Consider the following 24,367-nt stretch of genomic DNA (forward strand, 5'->3'; position numbering starts at 1 on the left):
GGCGAATGCTCAGGGCTGACGCGGCAGCCGGCGCTGAATTGTCGGCCGTGGCGGGGTGGTGTGCGACAAATCGACGAGCCGGTACATGCGGAAGCGCTCGTCACGGTCGGCGGGTCGGCGACCTTCCCAGATCAGGCGCCATTCGAAATGGGAGATGCTGCTCGGGGCGCCGTAGTCCACGGCATCATGCCGCAGCAGTATGTCGCAGCCGTCATCGGGGCCGCCGAAACGGATATGACCGAAATAGGCAAACGAGGCAAGCTGCGCATCGCCCATGCGGATGGGCTGCACGCAGGTATAGGTGGACGGCAGCGCCAGTTGGGCGGCCTGTGCCACGTCTCGATAGGTCTTGCCGTAGTTGATCGACGGCAGCCACAGCGTCATCGCCATGACCCACATCAGTGTCGTGCCGGCGGCGGAAATGACCACGGGTCGCCAGATCTGTTTCGGTGCGCGTGACAGGCGCCAGCGCACGATCAGCACCCATGCCACCGTCACCGCCAGCGCGATGATGACGGCGCTGATCGTGAACGTATGCTGGAATCCGGGCAACTGACGGAATACGTTGCTGGCGATGCGTGGCGGCCAACCCGTGGTCTTCGCGACCCAGAGGAACCAGATCGTGCCGCCCAGGATCGTGAAGAACAGCAGCGAGAACCAGTCGATCGCGTTGATCGCCGCGCGCGGCAGCGTCGGAAGCGCGAAGGCAGCCAGAACGGCCATCGGCGGCAGCAACAGGATGAACTGCACGTCCCCCGGGCTGCGCAGCAGCACCAGCAGCACGAACAGCACGGTCAGGAACGACAGCGGCAGCGTCACATGGGGTGCCCGGCGCATGCCGCGCCACGACAGCCATGCAAAGGCGGCAATCGGCCAGACCGGCCACGAGAACAGGAAGAAGTTGCGTGCGATGAAGCCGGCGGCTGCCAGCGAAGGCGGGCCGTAGGTGTGGCGGTCGTAGCGAGCCCACTCGCGAATATAGGTCACGGCATCGTCCGTGACGGTGGCGCCGAAATATACCGTGGCCATCCATACGGCAATGATGAGAACGCCAAGCGGCGCCCCGATCGTCAGTAGCCGCATCAGCGGCAGCGGTCGGCAGATCAGTCCGGCAATGAGTGTCGCGGCAAGCAATACCAGCGGCAGGATTGGCCCGCTGGCCAGGCACAGGGCACCAAGCCCGACGCCGAACCAGAGGCTGCCCTGTACCGGCTTGTCAAGGCTGCGCACGAGGCCGTACAAGGTGAAGGCGATGAAGCAGACCTGGCCGACCTGCGCGGTGGTTTCGTGGCCGCGCAACGCCAGGCCAACGCAGGCCAGGAAGATCAGCAGGGCCCCATCGGCGAGCGCGCGCCCGTAGGACCGCGCGTCAGGCTGACCGCCGAAGGCAAAGGCGAAGGGCTGCACCTCGTCGCGGCGGCCCAGCAGGTAGGTCGAGTACCAGATCAGCGCGCAGGTGGCGAAGTAGAACAGCGCGGTGGCGAGCCTTGCCGCATCCGGCGCGCCGAGCCAGCCGCCAAGCAGGCGGATCATGCCGCCGCCGATCCAGAATACGAGTGGGCCGTCGTCGCTGTAGGGGCGGCCGACGATGTTCGGCATGAGCCAGTCCTGCAGGCTGCCGCTGCCGAGTTGCCACATCACGCCGAATCCGGCGGCATCCTCGTTTTTCCAGGGGTCGCGGCCGAACAGGCCAGCCAGTCCATAGATGATGCAGATCGCCAGCAGCAGTGCACGCGGGAGGGCACCGGTAGCAGCGGCAGTCAGATGGACGGGAGAAGTCTTGGCTTGGCTCATCGGCAGATGGTAAGGCATGTGACCCCGGCGCATGAAAATCGTCTTGTGGGGGCACAAATGCAAAGAGGCAGCCGATGCTGCCTCTTTGTCAGGTCGCGCGCCGCGGGAGCATCTGTCCTCTGGGCGCGGCGCTTGCTCGCATAAAGCGGGGCAATTACTTCTTGGCGGCGCCCAGCTTGCTGCCGAACTTCTGGCGGAACTTTTCGACGCGGCCGGCCGTGTCCATGATCTTTTGCGTGCCGGTGTAGAACGGATGCGATTCCGACGACACTTCGATCTTGGCCAGCGGGTAGGTCTTGCCTTCGTGTTCGATCGTGTCCCTGGTCTGGATCGTCGAGCGGGTCACGAACTTGAAGTCGTTCGACACGTCGTGGAACAGGACTTCACGGTAATTCGGGTGAATGCCTTCTTTCATGGTGCTTCCTTTCAGGTTGGGTAGCCAGTCCGCTCGTCGTGCCGCAGGTCAGAAAGCTTGCGGCGAGCGAACCACTTGCCGATAACGGGCAAACCGGGATTATGGCAGAAAATCAAGTGCAGGTGCAACAAACGAAATGGCGTCGTAGCTGGGCAACTGGCGATGTCTTAAGTGTCGCTTGCTGCATTTACGGCTGGATTCTGCCGATAAAACTGGGCCAAGGCGTCATAAAGAGTAGGCCACTGCCGTCGCAAACCAACAGGTTCTACAAAAAATGCTTCGGACGCCACTGCAAAGAACTCGCTCGGCGCCTCACAGCCATACGGATCGATCACCTGCAGGCGGGGAGGGAGTCGATTGGGGTCGTCCCAGATATGGTCGGGCAAGGCGTCACAGGCCTCCGCGAACGTATCGTATTCGCTCAGGAAGGTCTCCGCCCACTGCTCGGCGTCGACGCCCGGGTGCAGAACGCGCGAGAACGGCGGCACACCGTCGGCCTCGCCATTGAGCATGTCGAGCTTGTGGGCGAACTCGTGGATGACGACGTTGTACGTGTCTACCGGTAGTTCGTGTTCGCCATGGTGGGCGTCCAGCCCGGCGCCGGGCGAGGCCACATCCGGCCATGACAGGATTACCGGGCCGTGTTCCCATGCCTCGCCGCTGGCCTCTTCCTCGACGCCATGTACGAGACCGATGTCCTCGAAGCCGACGTCCTCCTGGATGGTCTTGCGAATCACGAACTCGCCCGGGTAGAGCACGATGCCGTGCCAGCCGCGATACCACTCGATGCCGAGCTTGAGGATGGGTACGCAAGCCTGCGCCGCCACGCTGACCACCATTTCATCGGTCAGCTCCATGTCGTGCGCGGTCGAGTATTCCTTGTTGGCGATGAACAGTGTGGCCAGCTCGCGTAATGCGGTCAGGTCAGCTTCGCCGTAGCGCTGCACGAAGGGCAGGGCAGCCACGGTTTGCCCCCAGAGATCGTCGGGAATCGCGTAATGGGCGAGCTTGCGCGCCTTCGAGCGGGCGCGCAGGAAACTGGTCAGCTTTCCGAACATGGTTCTCGCGAGGGGGCGAAAGTAAAAAAGGCGCACCCAAGGGTACGCCTTTTTAACAGGATGGACTACCAGCGTGGCATCAGCCGCCGCGGCGCATCAGGTCGAAGAATTCCGCGTTGTTCTTCGTCGGCTTCATCTTGTCCAGGATGAATTCCATCGCCTGCACTTCGTCCATGTCGGAGATGAACTTGCGCAGGATCCAGATCTTCTGGAGGATGTCCGGCTTGATCAGCAGTTCCTCGCGGCGCGTGCCCGACTTGTTCAGGTTGATGGCTGGGTAGACGCGCTTCTCGGCCAGGCGGCGCTCGAGGTGCACTTCCATGTTGCCGGTGCCCTTGAACTCTTCGTAGATCACGTCGTCCATGCGGCTGCCGGTTTCGATCAGCGCCGTGGCGATGATGGTCAGCGAACCGCCTTCTTCCAGGTTACGCGCGGCGCCGAAGAAACGCTTCGGACGCTGCAGCGCGTTGGCATCCACGCCACCGGTCAGCACCTTGCCCGATGCCGGCACCACGGTGTTGTAGGCGCGGGCCAGACGCGTGATCGAGTCCAGCAGGATCACCACGTCGCGCTTCAGTTCCACCAGACGCTTGGCTTTCTCGATGACCATTTCGGCCACCTGCACGTGACGGATCGCAGGTTCGTCGAACGTCGACGCCACCACTTCGCCGCGCACCGAGCGCTGCATTTCGGTCACTTCTTCCGGGCGCTCATCGATCAGCAGCACGAACAAGTCGGCTTCCGGATGGTTGTTCGCAATCGCGTGGGCGATGTGCTGCAGCATCACGGTCTTGCCGGACTTCGGCGATGCCACCAGCAGCGCGCGCTGGCCACGGCCAATCGGCGCGATGATGTCAACGATGCGGCCGGTGATGTTTTCCTCGGCGCGGATATCGCGTTCAAGCGTGAGCGGCCGGTTCGGATGCAGCGGCGTCAGGTTCTCGAACATGATGCGGTTCTTCACCGCTTCGGGAGGCTGCCCGTTGACCTTGTCCACCTTCACCAGCGCGAAATAGCGCTCGCCGTCCTTCGGCGTACGCACTTCGCCTTCGATCGAATCACCGGTGTGCAGGTTGAAACGGCGGATCTGCGAGGGGCTGATGTAGATGTCGTCCGTGCTGGCCAGGTACGAAGTTTCCGGCGAGCGCAGGAAACCGAAACCATCGGGAAGAACTTCCAGCGTGCCGTCTCCGTAGATGGTTTCGCCCATCTTGGCGCGCTTCTTGAGGATCGCAAACATCAGTTCCTGTTTGCGCATCCGCTGTGCATTGTCGATCTCGAGCGTTGCCGCCATTTCGAGAAGCGCAGACACGTGAAGCGATTTGAGTTCTGTCAGGTGCATAGACGAGGGGTACAGAAGTGCCCGGACGGGCAAGAACAAGGAGAAGGGGGAAAAGAATGAGCGAACGCTCGGGGAAGTTGTTGGGTGGCATCATAGCACAATCCGGCCGGTGCGCCAGAGCTGACGCACGCATGACCGGGTAGTGCATTCCCGGAGCCGTTCGGCTCCGGGCGGGTACAGATTACAGCTGGCTGTCCAGGAACGCGGTCAGTTGCGACTTCGACAGTGCGCCAACCTTCTGCGCGGCCACTTGGCCGTTCTTGAACAGGATCAGCGTCGGGATGCCGCGAATGCCGAACTTGGCCGGCACTTGCTGGTTTTCATCCACGTTGATCTTGGCGACCTGCACCTTGTCGCCGTAGTCCTTCGCGACTTCGTCCAGGATCGGGGCGATCATCTTGCAAGGACCGCACCATTCGGCCCAGAAGTCGAGCAGCACGGGCTTGTCGGACTTGAGCACGTCGGCATCGAACGAAGCGTCGCTCACATATTTGATTTGTTCGCTCATGGCGGGGAACCTCAGGTATCGCTCAGTTTATGTTGAAGGCGGACAACGGCTGTCGGCGCGATCCGCTACCTTACACGACATTGCGCGGACTCGCAGCGCGACGGCGCGCGGCAGCAGGCGCCGCTGACGCCGATATGTTACCAGCTTGGCGAAAATCAAGTCCTCGCCAGAATCGGGATTTAGCCGGGGGCGGCAACAGTGGATATTGTGCCGTGTTGTGAATCGTTTTGCCGATGATAGTGTCAATCGCCGCAAGAGTTTCCCGCTATTGGCATCCCTTATTTGAGTTAATCTGCCGCGCCTTCGCGGAGGCGCCAAGCGATGCCTGCTCGTTGGCATGATCTAGAATGCACTTCGCGTATCCGAGTAATCCACGCGTAATCCATTCAGACAGACGTGACGCGCGAGTAGAATGGAATCGTGCGCATGTGACGCACAAACCGATTCACAACGCTATTGATCATGACGCCAGACTCCCGCAAGCCCACTCCGTCCGATGAAAGCCAGGCGGACCACCTGAGCGATGCGCTGCAGCATCTCAGCAGCGCCGTCGAGTCCGAGAGCATCGCCACCGGCGCCGCCAAAGGGCTGGTCTACAGTGTGATGGAAACGCTCGGCACGCTGATCGGCGACCCCGACTTGCCCGAGCACGCCCGCTCGGGCTATGAAGGCCTGCTGGAGACGGCGCGCGAACTGCGCGCCCGTCTGGAGGGCGGCAGCGCAGGCGACGACAACTAATCAAGATGTCCGTTCCGGGGGTCACGGGTTGCCCTCGGCCACGACTCCGTCCCCGTTATCCATGACCCGACTCTCGTTTCCTCCCGGGCCGTCCTTTCTCGATCAGGCTGCCACGGCGACTTGGTATTTCCTGGATCACTGCGGCCCGGTAGCCGCTGGCGCGCATATCGTCGTGCCGACGGCTGCGCAGATTCCTGGCGTGCGCCAGGCGCTGGATGCCGCTGCGCGCGCCGCCGGGCAGCCCCGTTTGCTACCGCGCGTGCTGACGCTCGGGCACTGGCTGCTGGACCTTCCCCCCGATCTTGCCGCCGATCCGACCCCCACGCGTGGCCATGCCGCGCGCCTGTTGGCGGTGCAACAGGCGATTCGCTCGCAGGATTGGCTGCGGACCGCCTTTGGCGCCCAGACAGAGGGGGCGGCATGGGGACTGGCGCAGACGCTGCTATCGATCAGTGACGAACTGAGCGCGCGCTGGCTGGAGGACGCTGCGATCCGCGGAGACGATGATCTCAGGGGCGACGGTAGCGACGATAGCGATGAACGGGCGGCGCTCCTGCAAGGCGCGCTGCAACGTACTTATGCGCACCTGTCCGAACGCTTTCTCGGGCAGGAGGCGCAGATCGTGCTGGCCTTCTGGCAAATGCTGTCGGGGCCGGACGATCCCCTTCCGGCGCGGCGCCGGGCGCTGCAGCGCCTGGCGCAGCAGGTTGCGGGGCCAGTGGTCTGGATTGGCCCGACACCGCCGGAACCGGTTGAAGCCAGATTCCTCGAGCAGGCCGGCGAACTCGTGCCGACGCTCGAGGTCGGCTACGACTGGACCGGCGCATCGGAAGCGGGGGGCGAGCCCGACTGGTATCGGACGCTGCTTGCGCTGTGGCCCGAGGCCCGGCGCGACGGGGGCAGTAGTGCCGACAGCGAACCGTCCGCGGCACCGCTGGCCTTGCCCGTTGCGTTGCCGGCCGAATTGCCGGCCGAACGTCCGCGTGTCCGCGTTATCGGCAGCGCGCGCTTCGAGGATGAAGCCGCCGCCGCAGCGGACCAGCTCGTGCAATGGCTCAACGAAGGCCGCAGGCATGTGGCGCTCGTGGCCCACGACCGCGTGGTGGCCCGCCGCGCCCGCGCGTTGCTGGCGCGTGCCGGAGCGCCTGTCCGCGATGAAACCGGCTGGAAGTTGTCGACCACGCGTGCTGCCGCCGCGCTGATGCGCTGGTTTGACGTGCTGGCGCGCGATGGCGATAGCGCGGCACTGCTCGACCTGCTCAAGAGCCCGTTTTGCCTGCCTGCATTCGAGCATCGCGGCGCGGCGATCGCGCTGATGGAGCGCCGCATCCGTCGCGCTGTCGTTACCGGAGGCTGGACCAGACTGGCGCATCTGTTTGCAGAGCGCGAGCGAGCGGCAGGCGCGCTGGTCGACGCGGAGACGATGGAGGCCAGCGATGCCGAACTGCAGATTCGCGCTGCGGCTCGCACGCTGATCGCCACGCTGGCCGACGAGGCCGCGCAGTGGCCACGGGGCCTCGCGCAACAGCCGCTCCATGTCTGGCTGGGCCGCCTCGACGCCATGCTTGACACGCTCGATATGCGTGCCGCGCTGGCTGCCGACGATGCCGGGCGGCAACTGCTGGATGCGCTGGCGAAGCTGGGCGACTTGCCCGACGACGAGACCGGCAGCCACGCCACGCTGAACCAACAGGAGTTTCGCGCGATGCTTTCGGCATTGCTCGAATCGGTGGCTTACAAGGAGCCCTCGGCGCAGAGCCAGTCGCGCATCACGATCCTGCCGCTCAACGGCGCCCGGATGCGACGGTTCGACGGCGTGGTGGTAGTCGGATGCGATGACGCGCAGTTGCCGTCCAGCGCGGCCGAGCTGATGTTTTTCTCGAACCAGATGCGACGCGAGCTTGGGCTCGAAGACCGCGAGGCCCGCTTTGCCCAGCAGGCCCGGGACCTGGCCGAAGTGCTGCTCAACAACAGCGACGTCGTGCTGACGTGGCAACGCTTCGGCGGCCGGGGCGAGCCGCATCATGTCTCCGGCTGGATCGAGCGGTTGTCCGCATGCTGCGCGCGCGCGGGCATGCCGATCGAAGCCAGCGCCACGCCCGCTCTGCACGATACCTTCGCGCAGCCCGCCGGAATGCCTGCGCCGGTGGCGCCCGAGCGCGTGCCAGAGCGCTGGAGCGCGCAGGCGTACAACACGTTGCGCCGTTGCCCCTATCAGTTCTTCGCCAGCCGGATGCTGGGCCTTTCCGGGCTCGACACGCTCAGCGACGACCTCGAGAAGCGCGATATCGGCAACCTGCTGCATCGCGTGCTGCTGCAATACCACGAGGAGATTCACGCCTCTGGCGAGCGTGACAGCGACCGGCGTCTGGCGCGTCTGCGGGAAATCTCGGATACCTCGTTCGGCAAGCAGATTGCCGAGGACGGCAATGCCATCAGCTATTACCGCCGATGGATGGAAGTCCTGCCGTCGTACGTGGCATGGCAGGCTGAGCGTGAGGAAGCGGGCTGGCACTGGCGCGGTGGCGAATTCGATGCCGGCGTGGATGTGGCGATGCCCGATGGCGTGCCGCTGCGGCTGGCCGGCCGGATCGACCGGCTCGACAAGGGACCGGATGGCGCTCATGCGGTGCTCGATTACAAGACCCAGCCAGCCAGCCGCCTGCGGCGCAAGGCTGGTGATGCCGAGGAAGACTGCCAGTTGGCGTTCTACGGTCTGCTTCGGGCCGATGCCGTGGCGGGAAGCTGGGTGGCGCTGGAAGGTGTGAAGCAGGGCGGCCGCGACAGTTCGCCCGGTGCCCAGCGGGAAGTCGATCTGCCGGAATTTCAGGCGGCGGTGACCTGGCTCGAGCGCCAGTTGCGGCACGACGTCGTGCGTTTGCGGCAAGGCGCGAAGCTGCCCGCGATCGGCGATGCCGCCGCCTGTACTTATTGCGATGCCCGCGGCCTGTGCCGCAAGGGCTTCTGGGAGTCCACCGCGTTGCCGGATCTGCAGTCATGACCGAAGTTCACGCCTATTTGCGCGATGGCCAATCCGTGGGCGAGGCCGATTTCACGCGCGCCGCCTGCGACCCCGGCCGCTCCGTGGTGGTGGAGGCCTGCGCGGGCAGCGGCAAGACGTGGCTGCTGGTGGCGCGTCTGGTCCGTCTGCTGCTGGCCGGCGCCGCGCCGCATGAGATCCTGGCTATCACCTTCACGCGCAAGGCCGCCGAGGAAATGCGCGAGCGCCTGCTCGAAGTGCTGTCGCAGCTTGCCGGCGGAACCGATGAGGCGGTGTTGACGCAGCTGGAAATGCGCGGACTGTCTCCAGACGCCGCGCGCGCGGCATTGCCCCGCGCGCGGACGCTACATGCGCAAGTGCTGGCGTCTCCGGGCCGCATGGCGATCGACACGTTCCACGGCTGGTTCGGCACGTTGTTGCGGGGGGCGCCGCTGTCGTCGGGCATCGTGCCCGGCGCGTCGCTGCGCGAGGACGCCTTGCGCATGAAGCGCGAGGCCTGGGCGCCGTTCTGGCGCGCGCTGGCGCAGCCGCAATACGCTGATCTGCGCGAAGCCTATGAAGCGCTGGTCGATGCGATCGGCGACTTCCAGGCACGGGGTCTGCTTGATCGGATGTTCCACGCACGCAACGAGTGGTTTGCGTTCAAGGAGTCGGGCGATCCCGCCACGAAGCTGGCGCAGGATCTTGGTGACGACGCCACCTCCGACATTTTGGTCGACGCGCTCTGCGACGACGATTGGCTCGAGGAATGCGCGCAGATGGCACTGCTGCTCGGTCGTGGCGGGAAGACCGAGCAGGGGCACGCGTCGAAGGTCATCGACGGACTGCGTGCGATCCGTGCATGGCGCGACGCGGGCGCCGCGCCGGGCGAGGCCGCCGCCAACGCATTCCAGTTGCTGCGTGCCGCGTTTTTCACCGATGGGGGCAAGCCGCGCTCGCTGCGTCGTACCACGGCATTGGCCAAGGTGTGCGGTAGCGAAGGTGCCGTTGACGAATTGCTGGATCAGCACGCAGAGCACTGCGCACGGCTGGACGAGATCGCGGCGCGCCGCTGCGAGGCCATGGTGCTCGCGATCAACCTGGCGCTGTACCGTCTGGGCGATGCACTGCTTGAACGTTATCAGCGCTACAAGGGCGACCAGCGTGCGATGGACTTCGCGGACCTCGAATGGCTGGCGGCGAAGCTGATGGCCGACGAGGAGACCGCCACGTACCTGCAGGTGCGTCTCGACGCGCGATATCGTCACCTGCTGCTTGACGAGTTCCAGGACACGAACCCGCTCCAATGGCGCATCCTGCAGGGCTGGCTGGCCGGTTATCAGGGGCTGGGAGAGAAGCCCACCGTGTTTCTGGTTGGCGATCCCAAACAGTCGATTTACCGTTTCCGTCGCGCGGACGCGCGCCTGTTCGATGCCGCGCGGGTCATGCTTCAGGACGGATTCGGCGCCACCGTGCTGCGTACCAACCGCACGCGCCGCAATCGCCCCGAGGTGCTCGACTGGGTCAACGCTGTTTTCGATCACGCACGCGCGGAGGGGCGCTATCCACTCTACGAAACGCAAACCACGGCGCTCGGCGGTCCGGCCGGACCGGTCTGGCTGCTGCCGCTCGTCGAGCCAGAGGAAGCAGAGGATGACGAAGCATCCGAGGGCGATGGCCATCGCGATACGCTGACCCAGCCACGCACGCAGAAAGGCGACTCCCTGCGCTACGAGGAAGGTCGCCGCGTGGCAGCCTGGCTGCACTATCTGCGCGACCAGGTGCCCGTGAGGGAAGGCGATAGCACTCGCCCGGCGGGCTGGCGCGACATGCATCTGCTGGTGCGACGCAAGACCTTTCTGGCCGATTACGAACGAGCGATGCGCGAGGCCGGCATCCCGTGTCTGAGCCCGCGCCGTGGCGGCTTGCTGACGACGCTGGAAGCGCTCGATCTCTCGGCGCTCCTGGCGTTCCTGATGACGCCGGAATCGGATCTCGACCTCGCGCATGTTCTCAAGAGCCCGCTCGTGGGCGCGACTGACGACGATCTGGTGCTGCTGGCCATGATGGAGGGCGAGGGTGGATGGTGGGCGCGCATCGAGGCGCTGGGGCTGCCCGAGCGCGTTTCCGATTCGCTGCGAACGGGTGTCGCGCGCTTGCGCGGCTGGCTGGCGCTCGCGCCACACAAGCCCGTGCATGATCTGGTCGACCAGATCTATCACCAGGGAGAGGTGCGTCGCCGTTATGCCGAGGCCGCGCCCGCGGCCATTCGCGAGCAGGTGCTGGCCAATCTCGATGCCTTCCTGAAGCTGTCCCTCGACCTTGATGGCGGACGCTATCCGAGCCTGCCCAAGTTCATCGATGAGCTGCAGGAAATTCGGCGTGGTGACGAGGATGAAAGCCCTGACGAGGGCGGCATGGGCGAAGGTGTCGAGGATACCGAGGCGGAGCCAGACGACGCCGCAGACAATCAGCTCGATGCCGTTCATATTCTGACGGTGCACGCGGCAAAGGGCCTCGAGGCGCCGTTCGTGATTCTGCTCGATGCGAATCACAGCGATCCGGCGGCGGATCGTGGTGGCATTCTGGTTGACTGGCCGCCGACATCGGCGGTGCCACGGCATTTTTCCGCCTACGGCAAGCGCGATGAGCGCGGCATGGCTCGCACGCCGCTGTTCGAGGCCGAAGCGGCGCTGGCCGATCGCGAAAACTGGAATCTGCTCTACGTGGCGATGACGCGCGCGCAGCAAGGCCTGCTGGTCAGCGGCGTCAAGGGGCGCGCGAGCAAAGCGGAGAAGGAAGACGCGCCAGGGGCGGAGATCGCCGGAAGCTGGTACGTGCGTCTGGCTGCGGCGGGTGTCGGTGACGAGATCACGGCTTATCCCGAGACCGACGTCGCGGCAGTCGATACCCTGACCGCGGCCAGCGAGCGCATCCGCTATACCGATTTCCGGCTGCGCTATCGCGATGCGGCTGACGACCGCTTGCCGATCGACGATGCGGACGACGAGGCCGAGGGCATCGTGTTCGATGCCGATGCCGCTGCACATGGCGAACTGGTGCACGCGCTGCTCGAACGTGTCTCGCGCTATCCCGATGCGCATGGCAGCCTGCCCGACGTGGAAACGGTCTTGCGCTGGTTCCCGCTGACTGGCGCGGGTGCGCCGAACGCGCGCGAGCGCTGGCGGCAGCAGGCCGAGGCGGCCGTCGCGGACCTGCGCGCAATGCTTGAGGCCCCGGCACTGCGCGAACTGATGTTCCCGGTGGATGCCGTGTCGGCACGCAATGAGGTGGAGCTTTATGACGGCCGCGGCCGGTTGCTGCGAATCGACCGGCTGGTGGAATTCGACGAGCGGGTCGTCATCATCGACTACAAGCTCAGGCTGTTGCCGCAGGAACATGCGGGCTATCGCGCGCAGCTCTTGCGCTACGCAGCGGCGGTGGCGCCGATGTTTCCGGGCAAGCGGATCGAGGCTGGCGTGGCGACGGCGGCCGGAGAGTGGATCGATGTGGAGCTTCTGCGCGCCTCGGTGTCACAGGCGGTGCCTATCGCCACGACGCAGCAGGGGTCATTGTTCTGAGCGCACCCGGCCTGTGCCCGATTCGCGAAACAGGCGCACAATAAGACGTTTCTGGCGCGCGAAAACGGGCGGGCGCCAGAGATTAATCAGGGAAATGCCGGGAGATAAAAGCAGAAAGGGGAATTAAGGGGACGAGCCTGACCCTCGGCACTGGTGGAAAACGGCTGTGGCTGCTTCGTTCCCGACCTGACCAGGTTGACCGCGCCGCCATGCGAGGAGGCCCGTCCGACCGGCATTGTAACGCAACCTTGAGAGGGTTTCCAATTTTGTATTCTTGCCAGGGGCTTTGGCGGGTTGTTTGATCTGAAGCGGGGTTGGCGTCCTGCCGTGCTGGCAGCATGGCGGACGGCAAATTCGGGCCGGAAAGCTCTCATCTGACAGGCTGGGGACATGAACGCAAACGACCAGATCCTCCGCGGCGCGCTTGCGCCGCAAGACATCTCCATCGAAGTACTCCAGGAAAAATACGCCAAGGGCGAGGAGCAGACCATTGACGATGTGCGCCGCCGTGTGGCGCGCGCGCTCGCGGAGGTGGAACCCGCCGACAAACGCGAGGCTTGGGCCTCGCGCTTTCTTTGGGCGCTGGAAGGCGGCTTCGTGCCGGCCGGGCGTATCAACTCGGCGGCTGGCACAGGCATTCAAGCTACGCTGATCAACTGTTTCGTCCAGCCCGTGGGCGACTCGGTTTCCCAGGTGCGTGGCGGCAAGCCGAGCATCTATACCGCCGTGGCCCAGGCCGCCGAGACGATGCGGCGCGGCGGCGGTGTCGGCTATGACTTCTCCTCGATCCGGCCGGGTGGCGCGCTGGTGCGTGCCACGCACTCGCGCGCATCGGGGCCGGTGTCGTTCATGAAGGTGTTCGATGCATCGTGTGCCACCGTGGAGTCGGCCGGCGCACGGCGCGGCGCGCAGATGGGCGTGCTGCGCTGCGACCACCCCGATATCGAGAGCTTTATCCACGCCAAGGACCGTGGCGACCTGACCAACTTCAATATCTCGATTGGCGTCACCGACGAGTTCATGCAGGCGGTGGCGGCTGATGGGGAAATCGAACTGATCCACGAGGCCGAGCCTGGCGCGGACGATATCGCGGCGGGTGCCTATCGCCGCGATGACGGCCAGTGGGTGTATCGGCGTGTGCCGGCCCGTCGGCTGTGGGACCAGGTCATGCAGGCCACCTATGACCACGCGGAGCCTGGCATCCTGTTCCTGTCGCGCATCAACGCCGACAACAATCTCTATTACTGCGAGACGATCGAGGCCACCAACCCGTGCGCCGAGCAGCCGTTGCCGTCGTATGGCTGCTGCTGCCTGGGTTCGATCAACCTGACGCGCTTCGTGCGCCGCCCGTTTACCGATCAGGCCAGCTTCGATTTCGAGGCGTTTGCCGAGGTCGTGCGCGTTTCGACGCGGATGCTCGACAACGTGCTCGACATCACCTACTGGCCATTGCCGGAACAGCAGGCCGAGGCGCAGGCCAAGCGTCGTATCGGCCTGGGGTTCCTGGGGCTTGGCAGCGCACTGGTGATGCTGGGTCATCGCTATGACACCGATGCGGCGCGCGCGCTCGCGGGTCGGATCTCCGAGACCATGCGCGATCACGCCTATCTGGCATCGGTCGAGCTTGCCGAGGAGAAGGGCCGCTTCCCGTTATTCGATGCCGACGCCTATCTGAGTGGCGGCTTCGTGAGCCGCCTGCCCGAGCCCATCCGCGATGCCATCCGCGAACACGGCCTGCGCAACTCGCACCTGCTTTCGATCGCGCCAACCGGCACGATCACGCTGGCCTTTGCCGATAACGCGTCGAATGGCATCGAGCCGGCCTTCTCGTGGACCTACAACCGGCGCAAGCGGATGCCCGACGACAGCTATCGCACGTTCGAGGTGGCCGACCATGCATGGCGGCTCTATCGCCATATGGGCGGCGACGTCGAGCAGTTGCCGGAGAGCTTCGTCACGGCGCTCCAGATGTCTGCCATTGACCATATGCGGATGCTGGAGGCGGTCCAGCCCTATATCGACACGAGCATCAGCAAGACCGTGAACGTGCCGGAGGACTATCCGTACGAAGCCTTCCGCAATCTCTACCTCGAAGCGTGGAAGGCCGGGCTCAAGGGGCTCGCCACGTATCGGCCGAACCAGGTGCTTGGCGCGGTGCTGTCGGTCACCCCGGCCGCCACGGCCACCACGGCGCCAGCGCCCGCCACGCTGAGCGAGGACGATCCGTTGACGCGGCCGTTCGGTAGCCGGCCACTCGGCGATCTGGAAGGCGTGACGTCGAAGGTCGAGTATTTGACCTATGAGGGTCACAAGACGGTCTACCTGACCGTCAACTTCATGCAGGTGTCAGGCACGGTCGGCGGTCAGCCGGTGACGATCGAGCGGCCAATCGAGTTTTTCATGCCAGCGGGGCAGCGCTCCGAGGGCCAGCAGTGGATCACGTCGACGATGCGGCTATTGTCGATGGTGGCCCGCTCGGGCGGCCCGATCGCCAAGGCGCTGGCCGATATGCGGAACGTGGTCTGGGACAAGGGCACGGTCCGCTACGGCTCCCTGATTCGCCAGGACGGCACCGAGGTGCCGCGCTTCCATGATTCGGAGGTGGCGGCGCTGAGTTACGCGATTCAACGCATCCTGATCAAGCGTGGTTTCCTGGACGAGGAGGGTAGCCAGGTACCGGTGGTGGCGCTGGCTGCCCGTCTGGCCCGGCGCGAAGGCGGCGAGGCGGCTGTGGCGCTGGCTTCGCCGGCCGAAGCGGCGCCCGCCGCCAAGCTGGCTGCCGGGATTGGCACCGGCAAGCCGTGCCCCGAGTGTGGCGCTCACGCCCTGCACAAGGTGGACGGCTGCGCCAAGTGCGCCAATTGCGGTTACGTGGGCGAGTGTGGCTAGCCGGCGACCCTTCACGGATGGCGGCGGCGTGCGATAGCATCTGGCAACTCCAAATCCAGGTCTGACCCAGGTCCGCCTTTTGCTACAATCGCCGCCATGAGTTATCAAGTTCTAGCGCGCAAATGGCGCCCCAGGGATTTCACCACGCTGGTCGGCCAGGAGCACGTGGTCCGCGCGCTCACGCACGCGCTGGAACAGCAGCGGCTGCATCACGCCTACCTGTTCACCGGCACGCGCGGCGTCGGCAAGACCACGCTGTCCCGGATTCTGGCCAAGGCCCTCAATTGCACCGGCCCTGACGGCAACGGCGGCATCACCGCCCAGCCTTGCGGCCAGTGCAAGGCCTGCACGGAAATCGACAGCGGGCGCTTCGTCGACTACATCGAGATGGACGCGGCGTCGAACCGCGGCGTCGACGAGATGGCGCAGCTGCTCGACAAGGCGATCTACGCCCCGACGGCCGGCCGCTTCAAGGTCTACATGATCGACGAAGTGCACATGCTGACCAACCACGCCTTCAACGCCATGCTGAAGACGCTGGAGGAGCCGCCCGAGCACGTCAAGTTCATCCTGGCCACGACCGATCCGCAGAAGATTCCGGTCACGGTGCTGTCACGCTGCCTGCAGTTCAATCTGAAGCAGATGCCGCCGGGTCACATCGTCTCGCACCTCGACCACATCCTGGCCCAGGAAGGGATCGGCCACGACGGTAGCGCGCTGCGCCTGCTGGCGCAGGCCGCCCACGGGTCGATGCGCGATGCGCTGTCGCTGACCGATCAGGCCATTGCCTACAGTGCCGGCCAGGTGTCGGAAGAGGCAGTGCGCGGCATGTTGGGGGCGATCGACCAGAGCTACCTCGTGCAACTGCTCGACGCGCTGGCTGCCGAAGACGGCGCCACGATGCTCGGCATCGCCGATTCCATGGCCGACCGCAGCCTGTCGTTTGCCGGGGCGCTGCAGGATCTTGGCTCGCTGCTGCACAAGGTCGCGCTGGCGCAGGCCGTGCCGGCTTCCGTGCAGGACGAATGGCCCGAAGCCGAGGACGTGCGCCGCCTGGCCGGGCAGTTCGACGCGCAGGAAACCCAGCTTTTCTACCAGATTGCCAACCTTGGCCGCAGCGAACTGGCGCTGGCGCCGGACGAATACGCCGGCTTCACGATGACGTTGCTGCGAATGCTGGCGTTCCGGCCGTCCACTGCTCCCGCTTCGCCGGTGGGCGGACAGGGCGGTGGCGGACAGCAGATGGCACGCCCGCGCCCGGCTGGCACGACGAGTGCCGCACCGTCGCCCCGGGCCATGGCATCGGCTGTTGCCGAACCTGTGGCGGCCGAGCCGGTCAAGGCTGCGCCAGTGGTCGCGCCGGCAGCGCCGACAGCGCCGATTACGGCCGCTGCTCCGGCCGCATCTGCAACACCCTCCATGCCCGCTGCGCCAGCGAAGTCAGCCGAACCCGCGCCGCCCCAGGCTGACGTGGATACGTCGATGTCGCCAGCCCGTGCGGCGTTGGCCGCCGCGCGTCAAGCTTCCGCCGGTCGTGCTGGCCGTCCGATGTCGGCTGCGCCAAACGCAGGTGCTGCCGCTGCGGCCAGTTCGCGTCCGGCTGCGCAGCCGCTGCGTCCGCCTTCCGCCTCACGGCCGGCTACCACTGCCGCGTTGGCTCCGGCTCCGGCAGTTTCGCCTGCCGTTGCACCAGTAGTGACGCCGACAGTGACGCCGGCTGTCGCTCCGAGCAAGGCTGCTGCCGCCCCTGTCGCGGCCGCGCGCCCGGCACCGGTCGCCAAGCCTGCGCCGCAACCCGAAGCCAAGTCCGTCCCGCCGTGGGAAGCCGCGGGTGCAAGTGACGTGCCGCCGTGGGAAGAGATGCCGCCCGATCTGCCTGTGATCGGTCCGTACGACAGCGATCCGGGCTATGACCCGAGCTTCGGTGGTTTCGACAACGGCTTTGAACCCGACAGTGCCGATCGCGCGCCGCGCGCTGCTCGCAAGCCCGCACCGACGCAGTCGGCAGCCAAGCCAGTCAGCAAGCCGGTCAACAAGCCGGAACCGGAACCGGCAGTGCAACTGGCACCTGCCGTCCCGCAAGTGGCGCCAAGCGCCGGCGAGGATGGCACGCCGCCGGTTTTCACTGGCGACTGGCCCGAGTTCGCCGCCACCCTGCCGCTCAAGGGGCTGGCCCAGCAGCTTGCACTTCAAAGCGAACTGCATCGCGTGGTCGGCCGTACGCTGCATCTGCGCGTGCCGGTTGCGGCGATTGCCGAGGCTAACGTCGCGGAGCGGCTTCAGGCCGCGCTGATCGAGCATTTCCGCGTCGACGTGCGCGTGCAATGCGTCGTTGGCGGCGTGACGCATACCGCGGCGGCTGTCGATGCCGCGGCGCGTGCGGAACGCCAGCGCGAAGCCGAAGCCGAGATCGACCGCGACCCGTTTGTGCAAGGTCTGTTGCGGGAGTTCGGCGGCCAGATCGTGCCAGGGTCGATCCAGCCGCGCGCAGCCTGAATTTCAAGTTTCAAGTGGCGGCCGCCTGACTAACGGTCGCGCCGCCCGCCCCCATCCACACGTATTCAAGGAGTGATCCCATGATGAAAGGTCAACTGGCCGGGCTGATGAAGCAAGCCCAGCAGATGCAGGAAAACATGAAGAAGATGCAGGAGCAGCTTGCCCAGATCGAGGTCGAGGGCCAGTCCGGCGCCGGCCTTGTGAAGGTGGTGATGACCTGCAAGAACGACGTCAAGCGCGTCACGATCGATCCGAGCCTGCTGGCCGATGACAAGGACCTGCTGGAAGACCTGGTAGCCGCCGCGTTCAACGACGCCGTGCGCAAGGCCGAGGCCACCACGCAAGAAAAGATGGGTTCGATGACGTCGGGTCTGCCGCTGCCTCCGGGCTTCAAGCTGCCATTCTGATGACACGTTCCGACCAGGCGGCTCTGTCATGAGAGCGGCGCCGCCCACCTCGCTGCAGGCGCTGATCGAGGCGCTCAAGGTGCTGCCCGGCGTTGGACCGAAGTCGGCCCAACGCATGGCGTATCACCTGCTGCAGCACGACCGCGAAGGCGCGCGCAAGCTTGGCGACGCGCTGCGCGGGGCCGTCGATGGCATCCGCCATTGCACGCGCTGCAATACATTCACCGAACTCGAAATCTGCGGAACCTGCAGCGATCCAGAGCGCGACGCGACGCTGCTCTGCGTGGTCGAAACGCCGGCCGATCAGGTCATGATCGAGCAGACGCTGACCTATCGCGGCCAGTATTTCGTGCTGATGGGGCGGCTCTCGCCGCTTGACGGCATCGGTCCGAAGGAGATTCATCTCGACCGCCTGCTGGCACGTGCTACTGACCCCGAACTCGGCGGCCCGGCCAGCGAGGTGATCGTCGCCACCAACTTCACCAGCGAGGGCGAGGCCACCGCGCACTACATCGGCGAAATGCTGAAGGCGCGCGGGCTCAAGGTCTCGCGTCTGGCGCGAGGGGTGCCGGTGGGTGGCGAACTGGAATACGTGGATGCGGGCACCATCGCCCGCGCCGTGATGGACCGTCGCACCCTGTAACGGACCATGAATCTGGCGCGCTTCGATCTCGTCACGCTGGGGCTGTTTGTGGCTGTGGCACGGCAGGGCAGTATCTCGGCCGGCGCGCGGCAATCGCATCTGGCCGTGGCGGCTGCCAGTAAGCGGATCTCCGACCTGGAGACCGCGGTCGGGGCGCCGCTGTTTTTCCGCCATGCCGCTGGCGTGCAGCTTACCGAGGCGGGGCAGGCCTGCTTCCACCACGCGCTGACCATCCTGCAGGACGTGGAGCGCATGGCCGGGGTGATGTCCGACTACGCCTCGGGTGTGCGCGGGCAGGTGCGCGTCTGTGCCAATACCTCGGCCATCACGCAGTTTCTTCCCGATGATCTGGCGCAGTTCATGCGCCAGCATCCCACCATCCGCATCGAACTCGAAGAACACAACAGCAGCGACATCGTTGCCGCTGTCATGGAAAATCGGGCCGATGTGGGCATCTTCGCCGACCGCACGCCGTGCGCGGGACTGGTGACGGTCGAGTATCGGCAGGACGAACTCGTCATCATCACGCCTCCGGGGCATCCGCTGGCGCAAAACGGCCCGGTCCACTATGCCGATGCGCTCGAATACGACTTCGTCAGCTTGCCGCAGGTGACTTCGCTGGCGGCACGGCTGCTGGAAGAAAGTAGTCGGCTCGAGCGGCAGTTTCGGCTGCGCATCCAGGTGCGGAGCTTCGACGCGATGTGTCGCATGGTCATGGCCGGTCTGGGCGTGGGGGTGCTGCCGCGGATCGCCGCGGAGCCGCACGTCAAGTCGATGGGGCTCTCGCTGGTCGGTCTGCAGGACGCCTGGGCGCGCCGCTCGCTGCTGATCGGCATGCGGGACCCGGCCGGGCTCACTGTCTCGGCGCGGCTGCTGATCAGCCATCTCTGCGGCGACCGCGCACCATTCTGAGTTCCCGAGCCCGCTTCTGAACCCTCTAGGGTTCTCCCTGATCTTTCGCATTCCGAGAAAGCCCGCTTTCCGGAATGCCGATTCCGCATCACCCCGCCACTGGGGCACACTCCGTCGAAACTACGCCAATCCACCCCAATCGGGGTCAGTTTCTCGGAGACACTCATGGCGCGACAGATTCTCGACGGCATCCGCGTTCTCGAACTGGGCCAGCTGATTGCAGGCCCCTTTGCCGCCAAGACACTTGCCGATTTCGGCGCACACGTGGTCAAGGTAGAGCCGCCCGGGCAGGGCGATCCACTGCGAAAGTGGCGCATGTTGCACGAAGATACCTCGGTCTGGTGGGAAGCCCAGTCGCGCAACAAGCAGTCGATTGCCATCGACCTGCGCCAGCCGGAGGGCCAGGCTCTGGTGCGCAAGCTGGCCAGCGAGGCCGACGTCCTGATCGAGAACTTCCGCCCGGGAACGATGGAGAAATGGGGGCTCGGCTGGGATGTGCTTCATGCCGACAATCCGAAGCTGATCATGGTGCGGGTCTCGGGCTACGGCCAGAGCGGCCCGAAGCGGGATGAGCCCGGCTTTGCGGCGGTGGCCGAGGCGATGAGCGGGCTACGCTACCTGACCGGCGAGCCCGGACGCCCGCCCGTGCGCGCAGGCTTGTCGCTGGGTGACACGATCGCCGGCCTGCATGGCGCGCTTGGCGTGCTGCTGGCGCTGTACGAACGCGATGCGCGCGGTGGCGAAGGCCAGGTCATCGACGTGGCGCTGTACGAGTCGCTGTTCAATCTGAGCGAAAGCCTGTTGCCCGAGTACTCCGCGTTCGGCGCTGTGCGCCAGCCGGCCGGGGGTGCCTTGCCGGGAATCGCGCCGTCGAATGCCTACCTGTGCGGCTGCGGCGAGTATGTGCTGATCGCCGCCAACGGCGACGCGATCTTCCGACGCCTGATGGCCGCGATGGGTCGCAACGACCTGGGCGAAGACCCGGCGCTGGCACGCAATGATGGCCGCGTGAAGCGTGTTGACGAGATCGACGCCGCGATTACCGCCTGGACGAAGACACAAACCGTGGCCTCCGCGCTGGAAGTGCTGCGCACCGCCGACGTGCCGTCTGGCCGCATCTACACCGTCAAGGACATTGCCGAAGACCCGCACTACCGGGCGCGCGGCGTAATCGAGACGGTGACATCCGCGAAGGGCCTGCAGGTGGAGGTGCCGGGCATCATGCCGAAGCTGTCGGGCAATCCCGGCGGCATCCACGATCGCGCGCCGACGCTGGGCGAGCATACCGATTCCGTGCTGGCCGATGCCGGCTTCGACGCAGCGGCCATTGCCGACCTGCGTACGCGTGGAGTGATTGCATGAGTGCCAAGATGAGTGCTGCTACGTATCCGCTGTCAGGCCCGGCGAAGGTCGAGATCAACGAAGTCGCCCCGCGCGACGGGCTGCAGATCGAACCGTTCATCGTCCCCACCGAGGGCAAGGTCGCCTTCGTCAATGCGCTGGCCCGCTGTGGTTTCGCGCGTATCGAAGCTACGTCGTTCACGTCGGCCCGCGCCATTCCCGCGCTGGCAGATGCGGAAGCCGTGATGCATCAGGTCGAGCGCGTCCCCGGTGTTGGGCTGACCGTGCTGGTGCCGAATCTGCGCGGGCTGGAGCGCGCGCTGTCGTGCCGCCCCGACGAAGTCAATCTGGTGATGTCGTCCAGCGAGACGCACAACCGCGCCAATCTGCGCATGACGCGCGAGCAGTCGCAGGCCCAGTTGCTGGCGATGATCGCGGAAGCGGGCAAGGCCGGCGTGCCTGTCAACGTGTCGCTGTCGACCGTGTTCGGCTGCCCGTTCGAGGGCGACGTCGGCGAAGCCGAGGTCATGCGCCTGGCGAGGGCGTTTGCCGATGCCGGCGCGGCGGGTATCACCCTGTGCGATACCACGGGCATGGCCTATCCCAACCAGGTGGCCGCGCTCTGCGAGACGTTCCAGCGCGCCTTGCCGAAGACTGGCCTGACGATTCACCTGCACAACACCCGAGGCATGGGTCTGGCGAACGCGATCGCCGCGTGGCAGACCGGCGTGACGCGGTTCGACGCCGCGGCCGGTGGGCTGGGTGGGTGCCCGTACGCGCCCGGCGCGAGCGGCAACGTCAGCACCGAGGAACTTGTGCACATGTTCGCGTCGATGGGCGTGGATACGGGCGTCGATCTGGACGCGCTGCTCGACGTGGTCGCGGGCGTCTCCGGTCTGGTGCAGCGCGACGTGTCCAGCCAACTCCTGCGCGCCGGCCCGCGCCTGCGCACGCATCAGCCGCCTGCGTGGATGGAAGAGTTTTTCGCCAAGGCTTGATGGCAGGCATCAACCGACAGATTTTTTGAGTCCCCCAATAAAACATACGGAGACAACCATGAAACGCACACTGATTGGTGCCGGCACACTGCTGGCTGCCGCCGGTCTGGCCATGTCCGCCACCGCGCACGCCCAGGAAGGCACGTACCCCAATCGCCCGATCATGCTCGTGGTGTCGGCCGCTGCCGGTGGCACGACCGATCTGGCCGCCCGCATGATTTCAGAGCCGCTGTCGAAGGCGCTCGGACAATCGGTGGTGGTGGACAACAAGCCCGGTGGCAATGGCACGATTGCCGCGCAGGCTGTGCAACGGGCCAAGCCGGATGGCTACACGCTGCTGGTGCAGTACTCGGGCTATCACGTGATCACGCCGCTGCTGACCAAGACTTCGTGGGACCCGGTCAAGGACTTCGCGCCGGTGGCCAACCTGCTGTCGGCGCCGCAGGTGTTGGTGGTGCGTTCCAGCCTGCCGGTGAAGTCGCTGAAGGAGCTGGTGGCCTACGCCAAGGCCAATCCGAACAAGCTCAACTACGCATCGTCGGGCAATGGGTCGCTGCAGCACGTCTCGACCGAATTGCTCAACGAGATGGCGGGTATCCAGATCACGCACGTGCCCTATAAGGGCACGGGTCCAGCGATGACCGACCTGCTCGGCGGCAATGTCGACATGACGATCACCACGCCGCCGCCCCTGATGGGCCATATCGCCGCCGGCAAGCTGCGCCCGCTCGTGGTCACGAGCAAGACCCGGCTGCCCAGCCTGAAGGACGTGCCGTCGGCGCCGGAGGCCGGTTATCCCGATCTCGACGTTTCGTCCTGGTTCGCGATGTACGCGCCCGTGGGCACGCCCAAGCCTGTGATCGACCGGCTGACCACCGAGATCGAGAAGATCATGAAGTCGGAGGCGTTCCGCAAGAAGGCCGAGGAGCTTGGCGCAGAGGCGCGCTACATGAATCCGCAACAGCTCGACCAGTACCAGCGCGCCGAGTTGCAGCGCTGGACCAAGGTGATCAAGGCCGCCGATATCCACGCGGAATGACGGGTTGGCAAGCTGCCTGAAAGGGGCGGCGTGTAGCATGGCCGCCGCCGCGTTTGCCGGGATTAGGTGTTGATCCCGATGCGCATGGCGCTTGCGTCCGCTAGCATCGCAGCAAGCCGCCATGCGGCGCGCCCCTCGATCAAACAGAAATAGAAAAGGCAGGAGAGCCATATGTACAACAAGAAGTTCTGGAAACAGGTGCTGATCGCGCTGGCGCTGTTCCTGGCTGGCTGGTTCACATTCGGCAGCGCGCAGGCGCAGGGCAAGCCGGAGAAGAGCAAGGTCACCATCGCCGTGGGGGGCAAGAACCTGTTCTACTACCTGCCGCTGACGATCGCCGAGCGCCTGGGTTACTTCAAGGAAGAAGGGCTCGACGTCGAGATCGTCGACTTTGCCGGTGGCGCCAAGGCGCTGCAGGCCGTGGTCGGCGGCAGTGCCGACGTGGTGTCGGGCGCGTACGAACACACGATCAACCTGCAGGCCAAGGGCCAGCAGTACCAGGAGTTTGTGCTCCAGGGCCGCGCGCCGCAGATCGTGCTGGTGGTGTCGAACAAGACCATGCCGAACTTCAAATCGATCGCCGACCTGAAGGGCAAGAAGATCGGTGTGACCGCGCCGGGTTCGTCGACCAACATGATGGCTAACTTCGTGCTGGCCAAGGCCGGGCTGAAGCCGTCCGACGTGTCGTTCATCGGTGTGGGCGCCAGCGCCGGCGCGGTGGCCGCGATGCGTTCGGGCCAGATCGACGCCATGGCCAACCTTGATCCGGTGATCTCGATGCTGACGCAGAAGAACGAGGTCAAGATCGCGTCGGACACGCGCACGATCAAGGAAACGCAGACCGTGTTCGGCGGCAATATGCCGTCGGGCTGTCTCTACGCGTCGGTGTCGTTCATCCAGCAGAACCCGAACACCACCCAGGCAATGACCAACGCCATGGTGCGCGCGCTGAAGTGGCTGCAAAAGGCCGGCCCGTCGGACATCGTCAAGACCGTGCCGGAAAGCTACCTGCTGGGTGATCGCGCGCTGTACCTGGCCGCGTGGGACAAGGTCAAGGAAGCGATTTCGCCGGACGGCATGATGCCGGCCGATGGCCCGCACACGGCACTGAACACGCTGCAGCAGTTCGATCCGGAGCTCAAGGGCAAGGCGATCAAGCTCGAGAACACGTTCACGAACAACTTCGTGCAGAAGGCCAACGCCAAGTACAAGTAAGACAAGCCAGT

The 24,367-nt window shown here is 65.4% G+C and carries 17 protein-coding genes and 1 other RNA gene; 12 read left to right on the top strand and 6 right to left on the bottom strand.

Annotation, left to right across the window (positions count from 1 at the left end; genetic code table 11):
* Positions 1 to 9: 9 nt before the first annotated feature.
* The 5 genes from RN01_RS13635 to trxA form a co-directional block, all read right to left on the bottom strand.
* A complete protein-coding gene (locus RN01_RS13635) occupies positions 10 to 1,794 on the bottom strand; it encodes a glycosyltransferase family 39 protein (RefSeq protein ID WP_024570116.1) in 1,785 nt (594 codons plus the stop codon).
* 154 nt (positions 1,795 to 1,948) lie between these two features.
* Positions 1,949 to 2,209: a type B 50S ribosomal protein L31 gene (locus RN01_RS13640; protein ID WP_017515782.1), complete on the bottom strand. Its 261-nt coding sequence runs from the start codon at positions 2,207 to 2,209 to the stop codon at positions 1,949 to 1,951.
* Positions 2,210 to 2,376: 167 nt separating this feature from the next.
* On the bottom strand, positions 2,377 to 3,267 hold the full coding sequence (locus tag RN01_RS13645; protein WP_017515781.1) for a M90 family metallopeptidase: 891 nt from the start codon (positions 3,265 to 3,267) through the stop codon (positions 2,377 to 2,379).
* Between the two features lie 79 nt (positions 3,268 to 3,346).
* A complete protein-coding gene (gene rho, locus RN01_RS13650; protein ID WP_008647942.1) occupies positions 3,347 to 4,609 on the bottom strand; it encodes a transcription termination factor Rho in 1,263 nt (420 codons plus the stop codon).
* Between the two features lie 181 nt (positions 4,610 to 4,790).
* Positions 4,791 to 5,117, bottom strand: a complete 327-nt coding sequence (trxA, locus tag RN01_RS13655) for a thioredoxin TrxA (RefSeq protein ID WP_008647939.1) — start codon at positions 5,115 to 5,117, stop codon at positions 4,791 to 4,793.
* A 462-nt stretch (positions 5,118 to 5,579) separates the two neighbouring features.
* Here trxA and RN01_RS13660 point away from each other — a divergent pair, with 462 nt between their 5' ends.
* The 3 genes from RN01_RS13660 to RN01_RS13670 all read left to right on the top strand — a co-directional run bounded on the left by RN01_RS13660 (position 5,580) and on the right by RN01_RS13670 (position 12,416).
* Positions 5,580 to 5,855, top strand: coding sequence for a hypothetical protein (locus RN01_RS13660; RefSeq protein ID WP_011516844.1), 276 nt, complete (start codon positions 5,580 to 5,582; stop codon positions 5,853 to 5,855).
* A 61-nt stretch (positions 5,856 to 5,916) separates the two neighbouring features.
* On the top strand, positions 5,917 to 8,856 hold the full coding sequence (locus tag RN01_RS13665; RefSeq protein ID WP_024570117.1) for a PD-(D/E)XK nuclease family protein: 2,940 nt from the start codon (positions 5,917 to 5,919) through the stop codon (positions 8,854 to 8,856).
* The gene (locus RN01_RS13670; RefSeq protein ID WP_024570118.1) at positions 8,853 to 12,416 is read left to right on the top strand and encodes an exodeoxyribonuclease V subunit beta; all 3,564 of its coding nucleotides are present in this window, start codon (positions 8,853 to 8,855) and stop codon (positions 12,414 to 12,416) included. The genes RN01_RS13665 and RN01_RS13670 overlap by 4 nt, the downstream gene beginning before the upstream one ends.
* A gap of 127 nt (positions 12,417 to 12,543) precedes the next feature.
* Here RN01_RS13670 and ffs read toward each other — a convergent pair.
* An RNA gene (gene ffs / locus RN01_RS33020) (signal recognition particle sRNA small type) lies at positions 12,544 to 12,642 on the bottom strand.
* A 164-nt stretch (positions 12,643 to 12,806) separates the two neighbouring features.
* Between ffs and RN01_RS13675 the strand changes: the two genes are divergently transcribed.
* The 9 genes from RN01_RS13675 to RN01_RS13715 all read left to right on the top strand — a co-directional run bounded on the left by RN01_RS13675 (position 12,807) and on the right by RN01_RS13715 (position 24,356).
* On the top strand, positions 12,807 to 15,305 hold the full coding sequence (locus tag RN01_RS13675; RefSeq protein ID WP_024570119.1) for an adenosylcobalamin-dependent ribonucleoside-diphosphate reductase: 2,499 nt from the start codon (positions 12,807 to 12,809) through the stop codon (positions 15,303 to 15,305).
* A 96-nt stretch (positions 15,306 to 15,401) separates the two neighbouring features.
* Positions 15,402 to 17,801 carry a DNA polymerase III subunit gamma/tau gene (locus tag RN01_RS13680; RefSeq protein WP_024570120.1) on the top strand — a complete coding sequence of 800 codons (2,400 nt, stop codon included), beginning with the start codon at positions 15,402 to 15,404 and terminating at the stop codon, positions 17,799 to 17,801.
* A gap of 80 nt (positions 17,802 to 17,881) precedes the next feature.
* A complete protein-coding gene (locus tag RN01_RS13685) occupies positions 17,882 to 18,208 on the top strand; it encodes a YbaB/EbfC family nucleoid-associated protein (RefSeq protein WP_008647477.1) in 327 nt (108 codons plus the stop codon).
* Positions 18,209 to 18,236: 28 nt separating this feature from the next.
* Positions 18,237 to 18,851 (top strand): recombination mediator RecR, encoded by a 615-nt coding sequence (gene recR / locus RN01_RS13690; RefSeq protein ID WP_008647479.1) that lies wholly within the window; start codon positions 18,237 to 18,239, stop codon positions 18,849 to 18,851.
* 6 nt (positions 18,852 to 18,857) lie between these two features.
* The gene (locus RN01_RS13695; RefSeq protein WP_008647482.1) at positions 18,858 to 19,763 is read left to right on the top strand and encodes a LysR family transcriptional regulator; all 906 of its coding nucleotides are present in this window, start codon (positions 18,858 to 18,860) and stop codon (positions 19,761 to 19,763) included.
* A 165-nt stretch (positions 19,764 to 19,928) separates the two neighbouring features.
* Complete coding sequence (locus tag RN01_RS13700; protein WP_008647484.1) at positions 19,929 to 21,125, top strand: CaiB/BaiF CoA-transferase family protein; 1,197 nt, start codon at positions 19,929 to 19,931, stop codon at positions 21,123 to 21,125.
* A gap of 8 nt (positions 21,126 to 21,133) precedes the next feature.
* Positions 21,134 to 22,102 carry a hydroxymethylglutaryl-CoA lyase gene (locus RN01_RS13705; RefSeq protein ID WP_024570121.1) on the top strand — a complete coding sequence of 323 codons (969 nt, stop codon included), beginning with the start codon at positions 21,134 to 21,136 and terminating at the stop codon, positions 22,100 to 22,102.
* A 58-nt stretch (positions 22,103 to 22,160) separates the two neighbouring features.
* Complete coding sequence (locus tag RN01_RS13710) at positions 22,161 to 23,141, top strand: tripartite tricarboxylate transporter substrate binding protein (protein ID WP_017511468.1); 981 nt, start codon at positions 22,161 to 22,163, stop codon at positions 23,139 to 23,141.
* Positions 23,142 to 23,312: 171 nt separating this feature from the next.
* Positions 23,313 to 24,356, top strand: a complete 1,044-nt coding sequence (locus RN01_RS13715; RefSeq protein WP_017511469.1) for an ABC transporter substrate-binding protein — start codon at positions 23,313 to 23,315, stop codon at positions 24,354 to 24,356.
* Positions 24,357 to 24,367: the final 11 nt, after the last annotated feature.

Source organism: Cupriavidus sp. SHE (assembly GCF_000812445.1).
GTDB lineage: Bacteria > Pseudomonadota > Gammaproteobacteria > Burkholderiales > Burkholderiaceae > Cupriavidus > Cupriavidus metallidurans.

What these genes read in the sequence shown, in the direction of transcription:
- RN01_RS13710 (WP_017511468.1), top strand. Translation starts at nt 22,161, where the DNA reads ATGAAACGCACACTGATTGGTGCCGGCACACTGCTGGCTGCCGCCGGT.
- RN01_RS13660 (WP_011516844.1), top strand. Translation starts at nt 5,580, where the DNA reads ATGACGCCAGACTCCCGCAAGCCCACTCCGTCCGATGAAAGCCAGGCG.
- trxA (WP_008647939.1), bottom strand. Translation starts at nt 5,117, where the DNA reads ATGAGCGAACAAATCAAATATGTGAGCGACGCTTCGTTCGATGCCGAC.
- RN01_RS13675 (WP_024570119.1), top strand. Translation starts at nt 12,807, where the DNA reads ATGAACGCAAACGACCAGATCCTCCGCGGCGCGCTTGCGCCGCAAGAC.
- recR (WP_008647479.1), top strand. Translation starts at nt 18,237, where the DNA reads ATGAGAGCGGCGCCGCCCACCTCGCTGCAGGCGCTGATCGAGGCGCTC.
- RN01_RS13670 (WP_024570118.1), top strand. Translation starts at nt 8,853, where the DNA reads ATGACCGAAGTTCACGCCTATTTGCGCGATGGCCAATCCGTGGGCGAG.
- RN01_RS13645 (WP_017515781.1), bottom strand. Translation starts at nt 3,267, where the DNA reads ATGTTCGGAAAGCTGACCAGTTTCCTGCGCGCCCGCTCGAAGGCGCGC.
- RN01_RS13640 (WP_017515782.1), bottom strand. Translation starts at nt 2,209, where the DNA reads ATGAAAGAAGGCATTCACCCGAATTACCGTGAAGTCCTGTTCCACGAC.
- RN01_RS13685 (WP_008647477.1), top strand. Translation starts at nt 17,882, where the DNA reads ATGATGAAAGGTCAACTGGCCGGGCTGATGAAGCAAGCCCAGCAGATG.
- rho (WP_008647942.1), bottom strand. Translation starts at nt 4,609, where the DNA reads ATGCACCTGACAGAACTCAAATCGCTTCACGTGTCTGCGCTTCTCGAA.
- RN01_RS13695 (WP_008647482.1), top strand. Translation starts at nt 18,858, where the DNA reads ATGAATCTGGCGCGCTTCGATCTCGTCACGCTGGGGCTGTTTGTGGCT.
- RN01_RS13680 (WP_024570120.1), top strand. Translation starts at nt 15,402, where the DNA reads ATGAGTTATCAAGTTCTAGCGCGCAAATGGCGCCCCAGGGATTTCACC.
- RN01_RS13700 (WP_008647484.1), top strand. Translation starts at nt 19,929, where the DNA reads ATGGCGCGACAGATTCTCGACGGCATCCGCGTTCTCGAACTGGGCCAG.
- RN01_RS13705 (WP_024570121.1), top strand. Translation starts at nt 21,134, where the DNA reads ATGAGTGCTGCTACGTATCCGCTGTCAGGCCCGGCGAAGGTCGAGATC.
- RN01_RS13665 (WP_024570117.1), top strand. Translation starts at nt 5,917, where the DNA reads ATGACCCGACTCTCGTTTCCTCCCGGGCCGTCCTTTCTCGATCAGGCT.
- RN01_RS13715 (WP_017511469.1), top strand. Translation starts at nt 23,313, where the DNA reads ATGTACAACAAGAAGTTCTGGAAACAGGTGCTGATCGCGCTGGCGCTG.
- RN01_RS13635 (WP_024570116.1), bottom strand. Translation starts at nt 1,794, where the DNA reads ATGAGCCAAGCCAAGACTTCTCCCGTCCATCTGACTGCCGCTGCTACC.